Source organism: Pseudaminobacter soli (ex Zhang et al. 2022) (assembly GCF_014595955.1).
In the GTDB taxonomy this organism is placed as follows: Bacteria; Pseudomonadota; Alphaproteobacteria; order Rhizobiales; family Rhizobiaceae; genus Kumtagia; species Kumtagia pseudosoli.
Genome location: NZ_JABVCF010000005.1, coordinates 230,850 through 250,590, shown reverse-complemented (window position 1 = coordinate 250,590; position 19,741 = coordinate 230,850). Strand labels below are relative to the sequence as shown.

Annotated in this window: 17 protein-coding genes; 8 read left to right on the top strand and 9 right to left on the bottom strand. The window is 63.9% G+C overall.

The features are described from left to right. The first annotated feature begins 50 nt into the window (after window positions 1-50). A complete protein-coding gene (locus HUI96_RS11610; RefSeq protein WP_188254813.1) occupies window positions 51-383 on the top strand; it encodes a hypothetical protein in 333 nt (110 codons plus the stop codon). On the opposite strand, the gene HUI96_RS29870 is transcribed toward HUI96_RS11610, so the two are convergent. Together HUI96_RS29870 and HUI96_RS11600 are read right to left on the bottom strand one after the other, a co-directional pair. Beyond that, window positions 374-1,036 (bottom strand): SH3 domain-containing protein, encoded by a 663-nt coding sequence (locus HUI96_RS29870; protein WP_188254812.1) that lies wholly within the window; start codon window positions 1,034-1,036, stop codon window positions 374-376. The genes HUI96_RS11610 and HUI96_RS29870 overlap by 10 nt on opposite strands. A 178-nt stretch (window positions 1,037-1,214) precedes the next feature. Beyond that, on the bottom strand, window positions 1,215-1,457 hold the full coding sequence (locus tag HUI96_RS11600) for a DUF2798 domain-containing protein (protein ID WP_188254811.1): 243 nt from the start codon (window positions 1,455-1,457) through the stop codon (window positions 1,215-1,217). 1,023 nt (window positions 1,458-2,480) lie between these two features. On the opposite strand from HUI96_RS11600, the gene HUI96_RS11595 reads away from it, so the two are divergent. The 4 genes from HUI96_RS11595 (at window position 2,481) to HUI96_RS11580 (ending at window position 5,771) form a co-directional block, all read left to right on the top strand. After that, a complete protein-coding gene (locus HUI96_RS11595; protein ID WP_188254810.1) occupies window positions 2,481-3,359 on the top strand; it encodes a DMT family transporter in 879 nt (292 codons plus the stop codon). A 119-nt stretch (window positions 3,360-3,478) separates the two neighbouring features. After that, entirely contained in the window at window positions 3,479-3,949 is a 471-nt protein-coding gene (locus HUI96_RS11590; RefSeq protein ID WP_188254809.1) for an RDD family protein, read from the top strand. Between the two features lie 122 nt (window positions 3,950-4,071). Continuing rightward, the gene (locus HUI96_RS11585) at window positions 4,072-4,827 is read left to right on the top strand and encodes an arginyltransferase (RefSeq protein ID WP_188254808.1); all 756 of its coding nucleotides are present in this window, start codon (window positions 4,072-4,074) and stop codon (window positions 4,825-4,827) included. A 56-nt stretch (window positions 4,828-4,883) separates the two neighbouring features. Next, the gene (locus HUI96_RS11580) at window positions 4,884-5,771 is read left to right on the top strand and encodes a DMT family transporter (RefSeq protein WP_188254807.1); all 888 of its coding nucleotides are present in this window, start codon (window positions 4,884-4,886) and stop codon (window positions 5,769-5,771) included. 231 nt (window positions 5,772-6,002) lie between these two features. Here HUI96_RS11580 and HUI96_RS11575 read toward each other — a convergent pair whose 3' ends face one another. The 4 genes from HUI96_RS11575 to parC form a co-directional block, all read right to left on the bottom strand. After that, window positions 6,003-6,701 carry an SDR family NAD(P)-dependent oxidoreductase gene (locus HUI96_RS11575; RefSeq protein WP_188254806.1) on the bottom strand — a complete coding sequence of 233 codons (699 nt, stop codon included), beginning with the start codon at window positions 6,699-6,701 and terminating at the stop codon, window positions 6,003-6,005. Then, the gene (gene phhA, locus HUI96_RS11570) at window positions 6,694-7,596 is read right to left on the bottom strand and encodes a phenylalanine 4-monooxygenase (protein WP_188254805.1); all 903 of its coding nucleotides are present in this window, start codon (window positions 7,594-7,596) and stop codon (window positions 6,694-6,696) included. The genes HUI96_RS11575 and phhA overlap by 8 nt, the downstream gene beginning before the upstream one ends. 206 nt (window positions 7,597-7,802) lie before the next feature. Then, window positions 7,803-8,972: an AI-2E family transporter gene (locus HUI96_RS11565; RefSeq protein WP_188254934.1), complete on the bottom strand. Its 1,170-nt coding sequence runs from the start codon at window positions 8,970-8,972 to the stop codon at window positions 7,803-7,805. Between the two features lie 230 nt (window positions 8,973-9,202). Beyond that, window positions 9,203-11,458: a DNA topoisomerase IV subunit A gene (parC, locus tag HUI96_RS11560; protein ID WP_188254804.1), complete on the bottom strand. Its 2,256-nt coding sequence runs from the start codon at window positions 11,456-11,458 to the stop codon at window positions 9,203-9,205. Between the two features lie 197 nt (window positions 11,459-11,655). Between parC and HUI96_RS11555 the strand changes: the two genes are divergently transcribed. Then, window positions 11,656-12,858: a hypothetical protein gene (locus tag HUI96_RS11555; protein WP_188254803.1), complete on the top strand. Its 1,203-nt coding sequence runs from the start codon at window positions 11,656-11,658 to the stop codon at window positions 12,856-12,858. A 65-nt stretch (window positions 12,859-12,923) separates the two neighbouring features. Here the strand turns inward: HUI96_RS11555 and HUI96_RS11550 are convergent, their stop codons facing one another. Both HUI96_RS11550 and aspS read right to left on the bottom strand, forming a co-directional pair. Beyond that, window positions 12,924-13,601 carry a pyroglutamyl-peptidase I gene (locus tag HUI96_RS11550; protein ID WP_188254802.1) on the bottom strand — a complete coding sequence of 226 codons (678 nt, stop codon included), beginning with the start codon at window positions 13,599-13,601 and terminating at the stop codon, window positions 12,924-12,926. A 60-nt stretch (window positions 13,602-13,661) separates the two neighbouring features. Further along, the gene (gene aspS, locus HUI96_RS11545; RefSeq protein ID WP_188254933.1) at window positions 13,662-15,446 is read right to left on the bottom strand and encodes an aspartate--tRNA ligase; all 1,785 of its coding nucleotides are present in this window, start codon (window positions 15,444-15,446) and stop codon (window positions 13,662-13,664) included. A gap of 190 nt (window positions 15,447-15,636) precedes the next feature. Here aspS and HUI96_RS11540 point away from each other — a divergent pair, with 190 nt between their 5' ends. Both HUI96_RS11540 and rnd read left to right on the top strand, forming a co-directional pair. Continuing rightward, window positions 15,637-16,884 carry an MFS transporter gene (locus HUI96_RS11540; RefSeq protein ID WP_188254801.1) on the top strand — a complete coding sequence of 416 codons (1,248 nt, stop codon included), beginning with the start codon at window positions 15,637-15,639 and terminating at the stop codon, window positions 16,882-16,884. A gap of 80 nt (window positions 16,885-16,964) precedes the next feature. Further along, complete coding sequence (gene rnd, locus HUI96_RS11535; protein ID WP_188254800.1) at window positions 16,965-18,119, top strand: ribonuclease D; 1,155 nt, start codon at window positions 16,965-16,967, stop codon at window positions 18,117-18,119. 44 nt (window positions 18,120-18,163) lie between these two features. Here the strand turns inward: rnd and guaB are convergent, their stop codons facing one another. Next, window positions 18,164-19,666 carry an IMP dehydrogenase gene (guaB, locus tag HUI96_RS11530; RefSeq protein WP_188254799.1) on the bottom strand — a complete coding sequence of 501 codons (1,503 nt, stop codon included), beginning with the start codon at window positions 19,664-19,666 and terminating at the stop codon, window positions 18,164-18,166. Window positions 19,667-19,741 lie beyond the last annotated feature (75 nt).

Here is a 19,741-nt window from a genome sequence, read left to right as displayed (position 1 = left end):
GAAGGTTTTGGCGTTCGTTGTTGAACATTCTCCGTTCACAAGGATTTGCCATGACCTCCCTGTTATCCAGGTTCCGCGATGACATGTCCGACGATCTCGAGACCCAGGTCGAGAGGCTGCAGAAAGAGGTTAAGTCGCTCCGCAAGGCGCTGGCCTCGCGCCGCTCGAACCTGTGGAGCAGCGACATGGCTTCGGATTTCTACGACGAGATCGCCAGCCGCCTGAAGGACGCGCTTCCGGTCATGCAGCGGCAGTCACGCGTGGTGCAACGCGCCGCGACAGACCATCCGATGACCACTGCGGTGATCGGATTGGCTCTGCTCGGACTCGTAGCCGGCCTGATGAGCGCCAACCGCTACCAGACCGGGCGGGATCAGAAGTAGCACTGCTCTTCACCCTTGCCCCGGGCGAAGGCGCTGCGATCGCCGCACTGCTTCCCGTTCAGCATCAGGTCGTATGGACACTGGCAGTCGCCGTCCTGCGGTGACCGGGCCGGGCGCAGCGCACCCCAGATCGATTTGTCGCTTGCCGGCGCGGAGACCGGCGATGGGGTAGGCCTGGCGACAGGCTTGGGATCCGGCGCCACCTCGACCTTCGGCCGAGGCACTGCAGCCGTTTCTATCGGCCGGCTTTGCGGCTCGACGAGATAGTCGCCGTGGACCCAGCCGACGCGGCCGTCCACGGAAACCTTCCGCCACTTGCCTTCCCTCTCCGCTGCCGCCACCTGCTGGCCGCCCTTCAGCATCGTCACGACGGCGCTCGAAGTGCTCGGCTCCTTGCGAAGCCGCACCTTGTCCCTCGTCCGCAGCAGTGTCGGCGCTACCGGCTTTTCGGGACGCGGTATGGAGGCGGTGAGAACCTGTGTCGGCCGCGCCTCCGCCTTCGGCGCGGTCACCTTTGCGGGCACAGGCTTCGACACCTGGGCGGGCTTCTTCTCCGCCGATGCGACGTCCGACTGCCGCTGGCGCTGCCAATGCTCGCGCTTCGGCGGCTCCTGGGTCATCGCCCAGGCGCCCGCCGCGACGGCGCCGATCACCAGCCATCTCAATCGAGGAAGAGCGAATCCAGCCATGCGCCAAGCATGATCGGAATCGCTTAACGCTCGGTTTACCACGATGGGCGCCCGGGCACCCGTCGCGGGGCGGCTCTCGTCGATAAACTTGCGAACTGCCGCCCTTGAAGCGGCCACGGGAGGTGTTGTCCGTGACGACTGCTCAGCCGTTATTGCGCTCGTCGGAGGCTGGTCGCACCAGCCGACGCGTCAGTGCCATGGACAGAGGCCACGCCACCAATGTCAGAACGAAAGCCACCGGCCAGGCTATGAGAAATTGCTTGGGCCAGATATCCAGCCAGGCTGCAGTTGGCCCGAGAGAGAGCAACGACATGATGCCTGACATCGACACGGCCATCATGAAGGTCATGAGGAGTTGTGAGATCAATACTGTTCGCTTGTCCATGATCCGATCCTTGTTCGGAATGGATGCGCCTTCAATGATTTCGGCATGACAGGGCACCATCCATCCATGAGGTTGGTGCCGCGGGTTCGCGCCATCAGGCGCGACTTCATCTCAGAAAATGAGGGCTGGAATAACCACACCAGCCTGAATCTTTTCGGCGAGCCGGGAAATATCCGCAGAGTTCGGGAATTTCAAGACGGGCGTTCGTGCATCCGCGCTCTGGCGCCAGATCGGGGCTGAAGTCGAAATCCAGCAAGCAAACGAAGAACTGGGTTGTCAGCGAGGAGATTCGCAGGTCGACCCGGTCATCGCGCAATTCGCGGGCGGTTGCTGCGTGTGACGCTGGATGCCGTACGTCTGCGGATGCCGCACGGCATATGTCTGACAGCCCACCAGCACGCTCGCAGTCCCCGCAACTATGAGCATCATCGCCCTGTGGGTTCGCCGTACGGCCGACCTGCTGCATGCCGAAGCGGCGGCATGCCCAACGGTCGAGATATCGCTTCCTCCTCGAGGCACCACGCTAGCCGGGCGAGTTGGCTTTCGCACTGGTTCAGCCTTGCTTGGCTGGACCCATTCCAGATCAAAGAGGATCGCGGGAAAGCCCATCGCCAGCGCATTGGAGGCGACGATATCAACAAGCTGCCGATCAGTGAGGGTGCAATGCGGATCCATGCTCCGGATCCGATCTACCGCCCGAGCGAGTGAGAGGGCGTGGCCCGGGGAGGAGGATTGCAGAAAGCTTACAATGGCTTCGGCCGTAGTTACAGGATTGATCATCTTCCTAAGCTCTGCTCTTGAGAGACGGGGACCCTACGGATCGCTGACGCTGCGGCATTGACATCGATCAGTTTTCCCAGCGGAAAGTCTGCATCCTCCCCTGCATTGTCCTCGCCGTCAGACGGCTCCGAAGAGAGCGGCCATGGATTCTGCTGGCCTGCCACGATGGTCCCGGGCATCTGGACCATTTCCGCCGCTCCTTAGCCGTTGCGCAGCGCGCCCTCGGCTGCGAAATGCGCGGTCATGGCCAAGCAATCGAACCTCAAGGCGGCATTCTGGATGGGATGCTCGCTTCTTTGTATGATGCTGGTGACCTGGGCTGGGCGGGAGACGACGAAACAACTCGACGTGTTCCAGGTCATGGAGTTGCGGTCGGTGATCGGGCTCGTCTTGCTTTACCCGCTCATCCGCGCCGCGGGCGGCTTGCGGGCCATGGCCACGCGCAGCCCGTTCCAGCAGGTCGGGCGCAACATCGCCCACTACACGGGCCAATACCTGTGGCTCGCCGCTCTCACCATGATCCCGCTGGCGCAGGTGATCGCCATCGAGTTCACAACCCCGATCTGGACGGCCCTGCTCGCGATGGCGTTCCTCGGAGAGCGGATGACGGCGGGCAAGACTGCGGCCATCGCCTTCGGTCTCGTCGGCATCCTGGTGATCGTGCGCCCAGGCCTCGACAGCGTCAGCTTCGGCCAACTGGTGGTGCTCGGGGCAGCTCTAGCCTTTGCGGCATCGTTCACCTTGACCAAGTCTCTGACCCGCAGCGACACGGTGGTGGCCATCATCTTCTGGATGCTGGTGATCCAGTCGCTGATCGGACTCGTTCCGGCCATTCTAGTCTGGCGCACGCCGTCCCTCGATCTGATCCCCTTCATCGTGATGATCGCCTTCGGTGGGTCCTACGCCCATTACTCCATGGCCCGTGCGATGCTTCATGCCGACATCACGGTCGTTACGCCGATGGATTTCGCGCGCGTGCCTGCCACGGCGCTCCTCGGCTGGATCGTGTATTCGGAGGGTGTCGACCTCTTTACCGTGGTCGGCACGGTTCTGATCCTCGCCGGCAACCTTCTCAATCTCTTCAATCGCAAGCTCCTCGGGCCGCCCGGGCCGGCAGCCTAGAGCCGGCGCCGCTGCGGGGAGCTGGAAGATTCTGGAGTGGCATCGTTGAATCCGTCGCCGCCGTTACCATCTTCGAAGCTGGCCGGCGATCTGGAGCCGACCCCCGACGAGGAAGGTCGATGAACGAGAGAGTTCTAAACGGCGATGTGTCGAACTCCAGGCTAGATGATGTGCGCGCCTATCAGGGCGTGCGGACGCGGCGCGTGTTCGCGTTCATCATGGACTACATGATCGTCCTGCTGCTGATGGTGCCTGTAGCCATACTCGTCTTCCTGCTCGGACTGTTGACCTTCGGCATCGGCTGGCAGCTCTTCGGCATCCTCGGTCCGGCGGTTGCCGTGATCTACGTCTGGAACACGCTCGGCGGCCGAAATCAGGCGACGCTCGGCATGCGCGCCATGGGCGTCCGCCTGGAGCGCCTCGACGGCCGGCCGGTGGACGGCATTCTGGCCGTCGTCCATTCCGTGCTGTTCTGGGCCGGCAACGTCCTGCTGACGCCCCTGATCCTCCTGGTCACGCTGTTCGCCGACCGCAAGCGGGCACTCCACGACCTACTGCTCGGCACGGTGGTCGTCCGGTCCGATCGGTAAAGGGCAGTTCCCCTGGATTTCAGCTTGCAAGGGCCGCCGCGAAGCGCGTTGGCCCACAATCCTGTTGAAATTTCCACGGCGCCAGACAAGGTATATGGGGTGATTGACTCTCGCGGATCCTGATGACCCACCATTCGGCCCAGTCGCCGCAGTTTTTCCTCACGGCGCCCTCGCCCTGCCCCTATGTCGAAGGGCAGTTCGAGCGGAAGGTCTTCACTCACCTCGTCGGCGACAAGGCGCCGGAGATGAACGACCTCTTGACGCAGGGCGGATTCCGGCGCTCCCAGAACATCGCCTATCGGCCGGCTTGCGAGTCGTGCCGCTCCTGCATCTCGGTGCGCATCCTCGCCAGTGAGTTCAAGCCGACGAAGAACATGCGACGCGTGCTCGCGCGCAATGCCGACCTGGTCGGTGCGATGCACGATGCCGAGCCCTCGACCGAACAATACTCCCTCTTCCGTGCCTATCTCGATGCGCGCCACCGCCGGGGCGGCATGTCCGAGATGACGGTCCTCGACTATGCCATGATGGTCGAGGACACGCATGTGGACACGAAGATCATCGAGTACCGGCGGCGTGGGCCCGACAGCTTCATCACCGGTCGGGGAGAAGGCGAACTGATCGCGGTTGCCTTGTCGGACAAGATGAGCGACGGCCTGTCGATGGTCTATTCCTACTACAATCCGGAGATGGACGACCGCTCGCTCGGCACCTTCATGATCCTCGACCACATCGCGCGCGCCAAGGCCGAGGGCCTGCCCCATGTCTATCTCGGCTATTGGGTCAACGGCTCGCGCAAGATGAACTATAAGGTGCGCTTTACCCCCCAGGAGCACCTCGGCCCGCGCGGCTGGGAACGCTATCCCAAGGAAGACTGACCGACGTTTCCGGGCCGTAAGGCTCCGTCGGATTTTGACGGAGCCCGCGGCGAGAATTGTCCAGTACCGATACGAATTACCGCAAGGGCCTGTTCCTGACCGGGCTCGGCGGCTTGGCGCTGACGGTCGACATACCGCTCATCCGGCTCGCCGACGGGGATGCCTGGTCGATCCTGATGATGCGCAGCGGAACGACCTTCGCTGCCGCCCTGGTGATCTGGGCGGTCTGGCGCGCCCTGACCCCCAACGCCCCCAAATTGATCCCGGGATGGAAGGGATTGATCGTGGCCATGTGCTACGGGCTGGGCTCAATCAGCTTCACTCAGGCCGTCTTCGCCACCTCGACGGCCAATGTGGTGTTCATGATTGCATTGAGCAGCATGTTCGCCGCGCTGCTTTCCTGGATCTGCCTGGGCGAGCGGCCAGCTCCAGCGACCTTAATTGCTATGGCGGCAATGGTGGCCGGCGTCCTTGTGATTGTGCAGGACTCCCTTGGAGGCGGCACGCTTTACGGCGACCTGATGGCTCTCTGCTCCGCCGTCCTCATCGCCTCGGCGATCACGATCAGCCGCTCAAGTGGCAAGGACATGGGCTTCGCCGCCCTGGTCGGTGTCTTCTTTCCGTTCCTGCTCACGCTGCCAATGGTGGGCAGCATCGGCTATTCCGTCGCCGAGCCTTGGTGGATCATCCTTGACGGCGCGGTGATGATGCCGATCGCCTTCTTCTGCCTGGCGAACGGCCCGAAATACATCTCCGGCCCGGAGGTCGCCATGTTCTACCTCCTCGAAACGGTGCTCGCGCCGATCTGGGTGTGGCTGATCTTTACCGAGGCGCCCAGCCGCAACAGCCTGATCGGCGGGTCGATCCTGATCACGGCGCTCGTCTGCCATTCGCTTTGGCAGCTCACGAATGGTCGCAGTCGCAGGATCGTACAGGCGGCGTGAGGAACGCTGGGTGCCCTCCTCCTTGAGGAGAGGGTGCCGAGCGAAGGGAGGCGGGAGGGGTACTCGGCGGCAAGCGCCGGCGCTCTGTTGGCGGTGCCTCATGACAGGACCCCCTCTGGCCCTTCGCGGCCATCTCCCCCTCAAGGGAGGAGAGGACGCCTCGCACGGTCTCCAGTGCCCCCTCCCGGCCGCTTCGCGGATACCCTCCCCTCAGCGGAGGGAAAGGCGCGCTCACACCAATCCAGTCACCGGCACCAGGGCGCCGTGCATGGCTCCAGCCCCGTCGGAACAGAGGAAGGCGATCACCGCCGCAAGATCCTCCGGCTTCACCCATTTTTCCGTGTCCGCCTTCGGCATGGCAGCGCGGTTTTCCGGCGTGTCGATGGTGCTGGGCAGCACGCAGTTCACGTTGACGCCTTTTCCCCGCAGCTCGGCCGACATGGACTCGGTGAGCCGCATCACCGTGCTCTTCGATGAGACGTAGGCGCCCATCCGCGCGCCGCCCTTGAGAGCGGCGCTGGAGCCGACCGTGACGATCTTTCCGGCCTTGCGCTCGATCATGCCGGGGACCACGGCGTGAACCGTGTTGAGCATGGTCCAGACATTCATCTTCATCATCTTGTCCCATGCCGCGGGGGTGATCTCATATACCGCCTCGCCCATATCGAAGCCGCCGGCGACAGCACAGACGGCATCGATGCGGCCGCACTGGCGCTCGGCCTCCGTGATCGCGCGGCCCGTGGCTTCGGCATCGGTGAGGTCCACCGCCAGAGGAAGGTGGCGCTGGTCGAGGTTGGGAAAGGCCCGCGCGAGGCTTTCGGGTTTCGAGCCTACCAGGATGAGACGCGCGCCTTCCGCCTCGAAAGCGCGCGCCGTCGCGCGACCGAGATTGCCGGTCGCGCCGGTGATCAGAATGACACGTTCAGGCATTGGCGGCCTCCTTGGGCTTCTTGTTGCGGAAATAGGCCATCGTGCCCCTATGCAGCACCCCGTCGCCTTCGATCAGTTCGTGCGGCTCGATCGTGGAGGCCGTCGCCAGACGTTCGTATAGCGGCCCGAAGTCCACGTAGCATTCCCGCTGCAGCTGTTCGAAGCTGTCGAGGACGAAGTAGATCTTCTGGAAATCGTCGATAATGTAGCTGGTGCGCATGACCCGCTCGAGGTCGAACACCACCCGGTGCGGAGACGGATCGTCCAGGGCGAATACGCTTTCGGCGGTGGACGACATGATACCGGCGCCGAAGATGCGCAGATCGCCGTCTTCCTTCACCAGTCCGAATTCCACCGTGTACCAGTAGAGGCGCGCCAGGTTGGGAAGGCGCCCGAGCGCCAGCGCGCGCTGCCCGCCCTTGCCATAGGCCTGGATGAAGTCGGCATAGAGCGGGTTCGCGAGCATCGGCACGTGGCCGAATATGTCATGGAAGATGTCCGGCTCCTCCAGATATTCCATCTCCTGCTCGGAGCGGATGAAGGCGCCAGCCGGGAAGCGCCGGTTCGCCAGATGGTCGAAGAAGATGTCGTCCGGCACGAGGTCGGTGACCGGCACTATCCGCCAGCCGGTGATATTCTCCAGCCGATCGCTGAGCCGCTCCATGTTCGGAATGCCCCGCTCGGAGAACTGGAGCGCCTTGACCGCCTGGAGGTATTCCGAGCAGGCGCGGCCCTGCAGGACCTTGAGCGTCTTGGAAAAGAGGCGGTCCCAGCGCTCATGCTCGTCGGCGGAGTAGGATTGCCAGTCCTGGTCGATCGTCCAGTCGGGATTGCGCTTCGCGTCCTTGTAGCGGTTCCGCGGTTTAGGCTGCTCGGCTGTGAGTTGCGCGGCCATCAGTACCTCCCTACTGCCGGCCCGCCTCGATCTGCGCCGCGGCTGCCGCCAGCGTTGCGATGAATACGGATCAGCGCTCCTCCCGACGCGCTGCTGCAATCATGTTCAACGTTCGTCCCCGGGCAGAGGTTGCGTCGAGACGCGAGGTCGAGAGATGCGGTTTGGATGGTCCCGGCGCTAGATCGGTTCCGGCGGGTTGGCAGAAATCAGCCAGCCTGTTTCTCGGGCGCTGGCACGCCTTCATGGCCGTTGATCACCGGCGGGATTCCTGGCGCTCCTATCTCGACCTTCACCGCCCCGTCCGTCAACTCGATTTCGCGCAGCCACTCCCGCCAGATCGCGACGAGCAGCGCCATCAGCACCGGCCCGATGAAGAGACCGAGGAAGCCCATCGTCTTCACGCCGCCGATCAGCCCGAAGAAGGTCGGCAGGAAGGGCAGCTTGATCGGCCCGCCGACCAGCTTCGGCCGCAGCGTCTTGTCTACGATGAACAGTTCGATCGAGCCCCAGGCGAATAGCGCAACCCCGGCGACCGGCGAGCCGCTGGAAATGAGATAGATCGAGACCAGCGTGAAGGAGAGCGGCGCACCGCCGGGGATGAGCGCCATGACGCCGGTGAGCACGCCAAGGGTGACGGGAGAAGGCACCCCGGCGATCCAGTAGGCGATGCCGAGCACCACGCCCTCGCCGATCGCGATCAGGGTCATGCCGGTAACCGTCGAGCTTATGGTGGCCGGCACCACGCGCGAAATGCGCTCCCAACGCATGGGCAGGATTCGCTCGCCGACGCGGTCCACCTGCGCGGCGAAGCGCTCGCCGTCCCGATAGGTGAAGAAGAGCGCGATGACCATGAACAATAGCGCCAGCAGAAGGCTGAAGGCGCTGCCTCCGATCTGCAGGACGGCGCGATAGATGTTGCCGATATTGGCGCCGCTGACGATGCGGATGAGTTCGCCGAGCGCCCCCGGGCTGCCAACATACTGTTCCCAACGCTGGTCCAGCCAGCTGCCGATAAACGGCAGGGTCGCGATCCAGTGGGGTGTCGGCGCGCCGGTCCTGTTGGCTTCGAATGCCCACATCGACCAAGTGTGGATCTCGTCCACGGCATAAGTGGCGGCGATCACGATCGGGATGATCAGGAAGGCAAGGATTGCAAGGATCGCGATGCCGGCCGCCACAGTGCGGTTGCCGTCCACCGCCGCGACGACCCTTCTGTAGAGTGGCCAACTGGCGAAGGCGATGACCAGGGCGGCGAGCACGGGGACGAGGAAGCCATGGAAGAAGTAGATGCCCGCGGCGATGATCAGGAGAAGCAGCCATCGCGCCGCGGAGAGCGGCGGTACGACCGAGACCCGGCTGGGCATCGCCGGTCCCATCAGCCGCGGTTCCGTGGGAACTTTGCGTGGTTCGTGCCTGGTCAAGCGCACGGGTCTCCTGGGTCGAGGCGCCGAAAGAAGGCGCCCTAGTCTCCTATAGCGCAGAAATAATGCGCCTCCATGAATTTATTGCACGTATCGCAAGGGGCGAGCCCCGGGCCAGGATCATGCCCGGTCAAGGCGGATCGGAGCCTACGCACCCGCCTCACTCGATAGAACAGCCAGAAGAGCTACGAGAACTTTCCAGAGCGCGGGAAACCCTTTGGAACCATTCGTCCCGCAGCAGCGCGATCACCCATCCACTCGACAAGCTCTTCCTTGCTGCGGGTGAAGGTGCGGCCCGAGGAATCCTGCCAGGTCAGGCCCTGCCCGATCGCAAACAACTTCACGTCGAGCGTGCCGCCGTCCTTGTAGCGCTGCAAGCGGACGCCCTTACCGCGCGTCAGTTCCGGGACCTGGGCGAGCGGGAAGACCAGCATCTTGCGGTTCTCGCCGACGATGGCGACGTGGTCACCTGAGACCGGCACGCAGCGCCTCGACTCGTCCGGCGTCTTCACGTTCATCACCTGCTTGCCCTTGCGGGTGTTGGCGACCACCTCCGCCTCCGGCACAACAAAGCCGTTGCCGTCGCGGGAGACGAGCAGCAGCTTGCGCGAGCCATCGTGCACGAAGGCGGTCACGATGTCCTGGTCGTTCTCCATGTCGACTATGATGCGTATGGGCTCGCCATGACCGCGCCCGCCCGGCAGCCGGTCGGCGGCGACCGTGTAGAACTTTCCGCCGGTGGTGAAGAACAGGATCTTGTCGGTCGTCTGCGCCGGGAAAGCGATCTTCAGGCCGTCGCCTTCCTTGAAGGTCAGCATGGACAGGTCGCTGAGATGCCCCTTCAGGGCGCGCAGCCAGCCCTTGTTCGAGACGACGACGGTGATCGGCTCCTTCTCGATCATCGCGTGATAGATGTCGGTGTCGTCGTGCTCGGGCGCCTCGGCGAAGCTCGTGCGGCGCTTGCCGAGTTCGGGGTTCTGCTCCGGCCCGAAGTCCCGCCTCGCCTTCTGGATCTGCCAACCGACGGTCTGCCACTGCTTGGCTTCCGAGGCGAGCAGGGCCTCGATGCCGGCCTTCTCGGCGCTGAGTGCGTCGAATTCCTTCTTGATCTCGAACTCTTCGAGCTTGCGCAGGGCGCGCAGCCGCATGTTGAGGATCGCCTCGGCCTGCGTGTCGGTGAGCGACCAGCGGGCCATCATCACCTGCTTCGGCTCATCCTCCTCGCGGATGATGCGGATCACCTCGTCGATGTTGAGATAGGCGATCAGATAGCCGGACAGGACTTCCAGGCGCTTCTCGATCTCGCCGAGCCGGTGCCGGGAACGGCGGATCAGCACTTCCTTGCGGTGTTCCAGCCATTCCTGCAGCACCTGCTTGAGCGACAGGACGTTGGGCACCTTGCCGCGCGACAGCACGTTCATGTTGAGCGGGAAGCGCACTTCGAGGTCAGTCAGCTTGAAGACCGACTCCATCAGCAGCCCGGGGTCGACGGTGCGGCTCTTCGGCACCAGCACCAGCCGGATGTCCTCGGCGCTCTCGTCGCGGACATCTTCGAGCAGGGGCAGCTTGCGCGCGATCAGCAGCTCCGCGATCTTCTCGACCAGCTTCGACTTCTGAACCTGGTACGGGATTTCGGTGACGACGATCTGCCACGTACCGCGGCCCTGGTCCTCGACGAAATAGCGCGCGCGCAGCCGGAACCCGCCGCGGCCGGTCTCGTAGGCCTCGAGGATGGCGTCGCGGCTGTCGACGATGATGCCGCCGGTTGGAAAGTCGGGGCCCTGCACGAAGTGGAGCAGGTCGGAAACGCTTGCCTGCGGCTTTTCGATCAGGTGCAGGGCGGCGTCGCAGAGCTCGGCGGCATTGTGCGGCGGGATCGAGGTCGCCATGCCGACGGCAATGCCCGATGAGCCGTTGGCGAGCAGGTTCGGAAAGGCGCCCGGCAGGACGATCGGCTCTTCGTCCTCCTCATTGTAGGTCGGGCGGAAATCGACGGCGTCCTCGGTGATGCCCTCCAGCAGCGCAGTCGCCACCTCGGTCATGCGCGCTTCGGTGTAGCGCATGGCCGCGGGGTTATCGCCGTCGATATTGCCGAAGTTGCCCTGCCCGTCGACGAGCGGATAGCGGACGGCGAAATCCTGGGCGAGGCGGACCAGCGCATCGTAGATCGACTGGTCGCCATGCGGGTGGAACTTGCCCATCACCTCGCCGACGATGCGAGCGCATTTGGCGAAGCCCTGGTCGGGGTTGAGCCGCAAGAGCCGCATGGCATGCATGATGCGCCGGTGGACAGGCTTCAGCCCGTCGCGCACGTCGGGCAGGGCGCGATGCATGATCGTCGACAGCGCATAGGCGAGATAGCGCTCCTCGAGCGCCTTCTTCAGGTCGACCGGTTCAATCGAATCGCCGCCCGCTCCGGGTGGCGTCAGTTCCTTGCCCATGAGCTTGCGTTAACCCAGCCAAGCCGCTCGCGGCAAGACCGGCAAGCCGGGATTCACCGGGCTTTGCGCCTGATCTTGCGTTTTCCGCCGAAATCTAGGCAATGTGCCGCAGGGGCTTCATCCGGACCAGTTCTTCAACGCCAAAGTCTAGCTTAAGCGAAGCAGGGTCCGACGGGACAAATTCTCAGGGAACACCAATGACTGTATATCGTCGCCTTATTACTAGGCTCGCCCTTTCTGCATCCATTCTGGCCGGCACCCTTGTCGCTGCTCAGGCGCAGGACGCGGCCGCCGTCGCCGAGCGGATGAAGCAGTTCCTGTCGAAGCAGGCAATGGAGATCAGTTGGTCAGGAATCGAGGGCGGTGGCGAAGCCTTCACCCTCGAGGGCGTCAAGTTCAAGGCGACCGGAGAAACCACTCCGGTGGAACTCGGGAAGGTCTCGTTCGAAGGCGTGAGCGAGCAGGACGGCACCTATAGGGTCGAGACGATCACCACAGAGGCCTATTCCACCACCGAGGACGGCGCAAAGATCGAGGTCAGCCCACTCGTCTTGTCCGGCGTCAACCTGCCGGCGGAAGGCCAGTCCGACCCGGTCGCCGACCTGATGTTCTACGAAGGCCTCGAACTCGCGTCGCTCAAGGTCAGCATGGCCGACAGACAAGTCTTTTCGCTCGAAAACCTCACGGTCGAAATTCCCACGCCGGAGGACGGACAGCCGATGGAATTCAGCGGCTCGGCCGAGAAGTTCACGGCCGACCTGTCGTTGGCCGAGGATCCGCAGGCCAAGGCGGCGATCGAGGCGCTCGGCCTGCAGACGCTCACCGGCTCCGTCGAGATGACCGGCTCCTGGAACCCGGCCGACGGACGCATGGGATTGAGCCAGTACGATCTCAGCGTCGACAACGCCGGCACCTTCGGCATGACCTTCGATCTGGGCGGCTATACCCGGGACTTTATCAAGGCCATGCAGGACATGCAGAAGCAAATGGCCGAGCAGCCGGCGGGCGCCGACGATTCCGCCCAAGGCCTCGCCATGCTAGGGCTGATGCAACAGCTCACCTTCCATTCCGCGAGCCTGCGCTGGGACGACGATACGCTGACCGACAAGATCATCGAATACGTCGCCAAGAGCCAGAACATGAAGCCTGAGGACATCAAGAACCAGGCGAAGGCGATCATGCCGTTCCTGACCGCTCAGTTGAATAATCCGGAGCTGTCGGGGCAGATCACCAGCGCGGTGAACGCCTACCTCGACAATCCCCAGAGCCTGGAGATCTCGGCGAGTCCGTCCACTCCCGTGCCGTTCGCGCAAATCATGGCAGCCGGCATGTCCGACCCGATGGATCTGACCAAGTCCCTTGGCGTGACCGTCAAGGCCAACCAGGCCGGGGCCGAGTAGGCCGAAACGACGCCGACTTTCCTTATCCTTCGACAGCCCGGCCCTCGCGCCGGGCTGTTTCATTATCAGTCGGGCGCAGCCATCGTCTGTGTCGAAGAACCAGCCAGCTTCGACCATTCGAGCGCGGCAATACTCAGGATGATCCTTACGCCTCTATCCAGATCGGCCTCGCTCATCTCCCGGTCTGGACCAATCAGCGGGACATGGACGAACCCGCTCATCTGGGGAGCAAAACCCTTGCAAGAACAGGAAAGCGAGAGCGTGAGCACCAGATCGCACAGATAGCCGCCGGCGTCGGACGACCAACCGACCGGCAGCCCCTCCGCCGACAGTGCGTCGTGGATCGCCCTGAGCGGCAAGGTCGACAGAAGACTGGCAGGGCCGGCGCAGATCGGTCCGTCACAGGGTGAGAAGCCGCGGTTGTCGGGTCGGGCGTCGAGGAAGGCGTTTCGACCCACGCGCTCCAGCCTAAAGCCGCGGCAATCCGCCGCCAGGCCGAAATGGATGGCGATGTCGGGTCGAAAGCTCCTGCCGATTTCCGAAAGGCGCGGCCCCACGGCCTGATAGTCGACCGGGAGTAGCTCGGCACGGAAAGCTCCAGCCAGAAGCAGGGTTGGAGGCCTGTCGCGCAACCGCTTCACAAGCGCCTGTGTCGGATTGACCGGCGCTCCCGGGAAAGGCTCGAAGCCGGTGACGAGGATGCGCGGACCTTCGGCCGTTCGCTCAAGGGAGTTCGGCGTCATACGAAAACTCCATCCCGCGCGGTGCGTTGGTCCTCCGCCCCTGGTGAGGCCGCCGTCCGGCTATTTGGCCGGCTGCACCACCCTGAGATTAAGCTCGCGCAACTGCGTCGGCGTGGCCGGCGCCGGGGCGTTCATGAGAAGATCGACCGCCTGCTGGTTCATCGGGAACATGGTAACCTCGCGCAGGTTCCTGGCGCCGACGAGCAGCATCACGATACGATCGATGCCCGCCGCCATGCCGCCATGCGGCGGTGCGCCGTACTGGAACGCACGATAAAGGCCGCCGAAGCGCTCCTCGACGGTCTCGCGGTTCAGCCCGACCATCTCGAATGCCTTCACCATGGTCTCCGGCAGATGGTTGCGGATGCCGCCCGACGCGATCTCGAAGCCGTTGCAGACCATGTCGTACTGGAATGCCTTGATCGACAGCGGCTCCTTCCCCTCGAGCGCATCGATGCCGCCCTGCGGCATGGAGAACGGATTGTGGGCGAAGTCGATCTTCTTCTCGTCCTCGTTCCATTCGAAGAACGGGAAATCGACGATCCAGCACAGCGCGAAACGGTCGCGGTCGACGAGGTTGAGCTCCTCGCCTGCGCGGGTGCGCGCATCACCGGCGAACTTGTAGAACTTCAGCGGATCGCCCGCCACGAAGAACGCGGCGTCGCCTTCCTCGAGACCGAGTTGCTGGCGAATCGCCTCGGTGCGCTCCTCGCCGATGTTCTTGGCGATCGGGCCGGCGCCCTCGAGCTTGTCGCCTTCCTTGCGCCAGAAGATGTAGCCGAGGCCAGGCTGGCCCTCGCCCTGCGCCCAGGAATTCATCCGGTCGCAGAAGGCACGGCTTCCACCGGTCTTCGCGGGGATCGCCCACACCTCGGCCTTCGGATCGTTGGCGAGGATGCCGGCGAACACCTTGAAGCCCGAGCCGCGGAAATGCTCTGACACCTCCTGCATCTCGATCGGGTTGCGAAGGTCCGGCTTGTCTGTGCCGTACTTCCGCAGCGCCACATCATAGGGAATACGCGGAAACTCCTGCGTGACCGGCTTGCCCTCGGCGAAGGTTTCGAACACCCCGCGCAGCACCGGCTCCATCGTGGAAAGCACGTCCTCCTGCTCGACGAAGCTCATCTCCAAGTCGAGCTGATAGAACTCGCCCGGCAGCCTGTCGGCGCGTGGATCCTCGTCGCGGAAACAGGGCGCGATCTGGAAATAGCGATCGAAGCCCGAGACCATGATCAACTGCTTGTATTGCTGCGGCGCCTGCGGCAGCGCGTAGAAGGTGCCGGGATGGATGCGGCTCGGCACCAGGAAATCGCGCGCGCCTTCCGGCGAAGAGGCGGTGAGGATCGGCGTCGAGAACTCGGTGAAGCCCACTTCGTCCATCCGTCTGCGCATCTCGGCGATGATCTTGGTGCGCTGAACGATGTTCCTGTGCAGCGTTTCGCGGCGCAGGTCGAGGAAGCGGTATTTGAGGCGAATGTCCTCGGGATAGTCCGGCTCGCCGAAGACCGGCAGCGGCAGCTCCTTTGCCGCCGACAGCACCTCGATCTCGCGCGCGAACACCTCGATCTCGCCGGTCGGCAGATGCGGGTTGATGGTCTCGGCCGTCCGCGCCTTCACCTCGCCGTCGACACGGATCACCCATTCGCCGCGCACCGTTTCGGCCGCCTGGAAGGCCGGCGAGTCGGGATCCGCTACGATCTGAGTAATGCCGTAATGATCGCGCAGGTCGATGAACAGCAGGCCGCCGTGATCTCGCACACGATTCACCCAGCCGGACAGGCGCACCACCTTTCCGACTTCCGATCTTCTCAATTGTGCGCAGGTATGGCTGCGATAGCGATGCATGGCTTGTTCCGACGAAAAATCCATCCGCTCGGGCGAGGCGAGCACCGGCCCGAAATTCGCGCGGAAAAGCGCATGAGAGGTGCGCAATGTCAAGGCAATGCCCATTGTGGCCCAATGCGTGTCGGATTTGTCGCTGGCTTTGCCGTCTGGGCATGGTCAAAAGAAGCAAAGAGTGCCTGCCCGATTTGACATGTCCGCAATCCGTCCGCTCATTCCCCTTCTCATCGCTGCGGGCATCCTGCTCGGCGGCAACGGCCTGCAAGGCACACTGATCGCGCTTCGCGGTGCTCAGGAAGGTTTCTCTCCAGCCGTAATCGGTTTCATTGGCACGTCCTATTTCGGCGGCTTCCTGCTCAGTTGCCTCGTGATCAGCCGCATCATCAAGTCGGTCGGCTATGTCCGGTCCTTCGCCGCCCTCGCTGCAATGGCCTCGGCGGGAACGCTGATCCTGGTCCTCATGATCGATCCGGTCGTCTGGTCTGTTATCCGCTTCCTGACCGGCTTTTGCTTCGCCGGCCTGTTCACGATCATGGAGGCTTGGCTGAACTCGGGCGCTCCAAACGAGCACCGCGCACGCGTCCTGGCGATCTACCGTGTCGTCGACATCGCCTCGGTCACCGGCGCCCAGTTCCTGATCCCCGTCTTCGGAGCGGGCGGCTTCACGATCTTCGCGATCATGTCGATCATGATCACGTTGTCGCTCGTGCCGGTCTCGCTCGGTGATCGCTCGAACCCGAAGGCACCTGAGGACGTGAAGCTCGACCTCGCGCGGGTGTTCCGCATTTCCCCGCTGGGCTGCATCGGCTGCATCGCGGTCGGGCTCACCAACAGCTCGTTCCGCACGCTTTCTCCGGTCTATGCCGAGGAGATCGGAATGTCGGTTGCGGACGTGGTCACCTTCGTCAGCGTCGGCATCGTCGGCGGCGCGATCATCCAGTACCCGCTTGGCTATCTTTCCGATCGCTGGGACCGCCGCATGGTGCTCCTGATCACCACGATCGGCGCCATGGCGACCGCGCTTGCCCTCGCCTTCCTGGCCGGCAGCGATGCTCTCGTCAATTTCGCGCTGGTGTTCGTCTTCGGCTCCTTCGCGATGCCGCTCTACTCGCTTTCGGCGGCCCATGCGAACGATCGCGCCGGTCCCGACGAATTCGTCCTCGTCAATGTCGCGCTGATGCTCTTCTACTCGTTCGGCGCGATCGGCGGACCATTCCTCGCCGCCTTCGCCATCGAACGGTACGGCCCAGGCGCGCTCTTCGCCTTCATCGCGGCGATCTATGCGGCCTTTGTGGCGATCATTCTCTACCGCGTTCAGGCCCGCTCGCCCGTGCCGACGGAAAGCCGAAGCCGCTTCATCGCGCTCCTGCGAACCTCGACCATGTTCGCGCGGTTGGCGCGTCAGACCGCTAACGGCGATCGCAGGAAGGGCGGCAAATAGGCCGATGCGAGGCCTCAACGCTTGACGAACCGTGCGTCGGCTGGAATCAAGCCGGCGAATGCTGACCCAAAGACATTTTAATGCGCGTCATTACGACAACAACTGAGCTTGCATCCGCAGTATCCGTCCTGGAACAGTCGGACTTCGTAACGGTGGACACCGAGTTCATCCGCGAGACGACGTTCTGGCCCGAGCTCTGCCTGATCCAGATGGCCGCGCCTGGCGTGACCGCGCTGGTCGACCCACTGGCGGCCGGACTCGACCTCGCGCCGTTCTTCGGCCTGATGGCGAATGAGAACGTCACCAAGGTTTTTCACGCGGCGCGCCAGGACATCGAGATCATCCACCACCTGGGTGGCCTTATCCCGCATCCGGTGTTCGACACGCAGGTCGCCGCCATGGTCTGCGGCTTCGGCGACAGCGTCTCCTATGACCAGTTGGTCCAGAAGATCACCGGAGCCCATATCGACAAGTCGTCCCGCTTCACCGACTGGCGCCACCGGCCCCTGTCGGAGAAACAACTGACCTACGCGCTCGCCGACGTCACGCACCTCATCGACGTCTACAAGCGGCTCGCCGACGAACTCGAACGCGAGAAGCGCAGGCACTGGCTCAAGGAGGAGATGGACATCCTAACCTCGCCTGAGACCTACGACCCTGCTCCCGAGGACGCATGGAAGCGCCTGAAGATGCGGGTGCGGAAGCCGCAGGAACTGGCGGTGTTGCAGGCCGTAGCCACTTGGCGAGAGCTCGAGGCGCGCGAGAAGAACGTGCCGCGCGGGCGCATCATCAAGGACGATGCGATCTACGAGATCGCCCAGCAGCAGCCGCGCGACTCCGCTACCCTCGCGCGCCTGCGCACCATCCCGAAGGGTTGGGAACGGTCGGCCACGGCGACCGCCCTGCTCGAGGTCGTGAATGAGGCGCTGGATATCCCGAAGGAGGAGCTACCGCGCCTGCCGAAGGCCGTGCAGGCTCCCGAAGGATCGAGCGCGGCGGCCGAACTGCTCAAGGTCCTGCTGCGGCAGGTGGCCGAGAAGGAAGGCGTTGCCGCCAAGGTGCTGGCCTCCAGCGAGGACCTCGACCGCATCGCCGCCGAGGGCGAGGAAGCCGACGTGCCGGCCATGCACGGCTGGCGCCGTGCGGTGTTCGGCGAACTGGCCGCGAAGCTGGTCCGCGGCGAGATCGCGCTCAAGTTCGATCGGCGGAAGATCGCCGTTTTCGAACTGGGCTAGCGTCGCGTTCTTCGCGACGCTAGCCACCGATCAAGTAGCAGCGCCTATACGCCTCCCGGATAGTTCGGGCTTTCCCGCGTAATGGTCACGTTGTGCGCGTGGCTCTCACGCAGACCGGCGTTGGAGATGCGCACGAAGGTGGCGCGCTCGCGGAAATCGGCGAGCGTGCCCGAGCCGACATAGCCCATCGCTGCACGCAGGCCGCCGGCCAGTTGGTGGAGAACGCCCGAGACCGGGCCCTTGTAGGGCACCTGCCCCTCGATACCTTCCGGCACGAGCTTCAGGCTGTCGCGCACCTCCGCCTGGAAATAACGGTCAGCCGAGCCGCGCGCCATCGCGCCCACCGAACCCATGCCGCGATAGGCTTTGTAGGAGCGGCCCTGGTGCAGATAGACCTCGCCGGGGCTTTCGTCGGTGCCTGCCAGCAGCGAGCCGATCATCGCCGCACTCGCCCCGGCGGCGAGCGCCTTCGCCAGATCGCCCGAAAATTTGATGCCGCCGTCGGCGATGACAGATACGTTCGATTTCTGCGCCGTCTCGACCGCTGACATGATGGCGGAAAGCTGCGGCACGCCGACACCGGCGACGATGCGGGTCGTGCAGATCGAGCCAGGGCCGATGCCGACCTTCACCGCATCCGCGCCGGCATCGATCAGCGCCTGGGTGCCATCCGCGGTGGCGACATTGCCGGCCATGATCCGGACCGAGTTGGAAAGCTTCTTGGCGCGGGTCACGGCATCCAGCACGCGCTGGGAATGGCCATGCGCGGTGTCTATGACCAGCAGGTCGACGCCGGCATCAATCAGCCGCTCGGCGCGCTCGAACCCGTCACTGCCGACGCTAGTCGCTGCGGCGGCGCGCAGGCGTCCCTGCGCGTCCTTCGTCGCATTGGGATTCAGCTGCGATTTCTCGATGTCCTTGACCGTGATCAGGCCGACGCAATTGCCCGCCGGATCGACCACGAGGAGCTTCTCGATCCGGTGCTGGTGAAGAAGGCGCTTTGCCTCCTGCTGGTCTACATTCTCCCGCACGGTGACCAGATTCTCCCTGGTCATCAGTTCGTAGACCTTCTGGTTGGGATCGGTGGCGAAGCGCACGTCGCGGTTGGTGAGAATACCGACCAGCCGGCCGATCTGGTGGCCGCCCGTGCCACCGTTCTCGACCACCGGAATGCCGGAAATGCCGTGCGCGCGCATCAGCGCCTGCGCCTCGGCAAGCGTCGCGTCGGGGCCGATGGTGACGGGGTTCACCACCATGCCGGACTCGAACTTCTTCACCTGCCGCACCTGCTCGGCCTGCTCGGCGGGAGAAAAATTGCGGTGGATGACGCCGATTCCGCCGGCCTGCGCCATGGCAATCGCCAGTCGTGCCTCGGTCACCGTATCCATGGCGGCCGAAAGGATCGGGATGTTGAGGTCGATGTCGCCGGCGATGCGGGTGCGAACGTCCACCTCGCCCGGCAGCACTTCCGAGTGCCCCGGCTGCAGCAGGACATCGTCGAAGGTGAGCGCTAGCGCGCCAGTTGCGGTTTCGATGATCTGGGCCATTGCCTCACCTTGGGAAAGCGGAACAGGCGCTGGCACACTGGCCGGCGTCGACGCGCGTTGGTCGTTAAGGATTGG

Excerpts from the sequence above, each read along its gene's own strand:
- HUI96_RS11610 (WP_188254813.1), top strand. The coding sequence starts at position 51 with ATGACCTCCCTGTTATCCAGGTTCCGCGATGACATGTCCGACGATCTC.
- HUI96_RS11600 (WP_188254811.1), bottom strand. The coding sequence starts at position 1,457 with ATGGACAAGCGAACAGTATTGATCTCACAACTCCTCATGACCTTCATG.
- HUI96_RS11595 (WP_188254810.1), top strand. The coding sequence starts at position 2,481 with ATGGCCAAGCAATCGAACCTCAAGGCGGCATTCTGGATGGGATGCTCG.
- HUI96_RS11590 (WP_188254809.1), top strand. The coding sequence starts at position 3,479 with ATGAACGAGAGAGTTCTAAACGGCGATGTGTCGAACTCCAGGCTAGAT.
- HUI96_RS11585 (WP_188254808.1), top strand. The coding sequence starts at position 4,072 with ATGACCCACCATTCGGCCCAGTCGCCGCAGTTTTTCCTCACGGCGCCC.
- HUI96_RS11575 (WP_188254806.1), bottom strand. The coding sequence starts at position 6,701 with ATGCCTGAACGTGTCATTCTGATCACCGGCGCGACCGGCAATCTCGGT.
- phhA (WP_188254805.1), bottom strand. The coding sequence starts at position 7,596 with ATGGCCGCGCAACTCACAGCCGAGCAGCCTAAACCGCGGAACCGCTAC.
- HUI96_RS11565 (WP_188254934.1), bottom strand. The coding sequence starts at position 8,972 with ATGGGACCGGCGATGCCCAGCCGGGTCTCGGTCGTACCGCCGCTCTCC.
- parC (WP_188254804.1), bottom strand. The coding sequence starts at position 11,458 with ATGGGCAAGGAACTGACGCCACCCGGAGCGGGCGGCGATTCGATTGAA.
- HUI96_RS11555 (WP_188254803.1), top strand. The coding sequence starts at position 11,656 with ATGACTGTATATCGTCGCCTTATTACTAGGCTCGCCCTTTCTGCATCC.
- HUI96_RS11550 (WP_188254802.1), bottom strand. The coding sequence starts at position 13,601 with ATGACGCCGAACTCCCTTGAGCGAACGGCCGAAGGTCCGCGCATCCTC.
- aspS (WP_188254933.1), bottom strand. The coding sequence starts at position 15,446 with ATGCATCGCTATCGCAGCCATACCTGCGCACAATTGAGAAGATCGGAA.
- HUI96_RS11540 (WP_188254801.1), top strand. The coding sequence starts at position 15,637 with ATGTCCGCAATCCGTCCGCTCATTCCCCTTCTCATCGCTGCGGGCATC.
- rnd (WP_188254800.1), top strand. The coding sequence starts at position 16,965 with ATGCGCGTCATTACGACAACAACTGAGCTTGCATCCGCAGTATCCGTC.
- guaB (WP_188254799.1), bottom strand. The coding sequence starts at position 19,666 with ATGGCCCAGATCATCGAAACCGCAACTGGCGCGCTAGCGCTCACCTTC.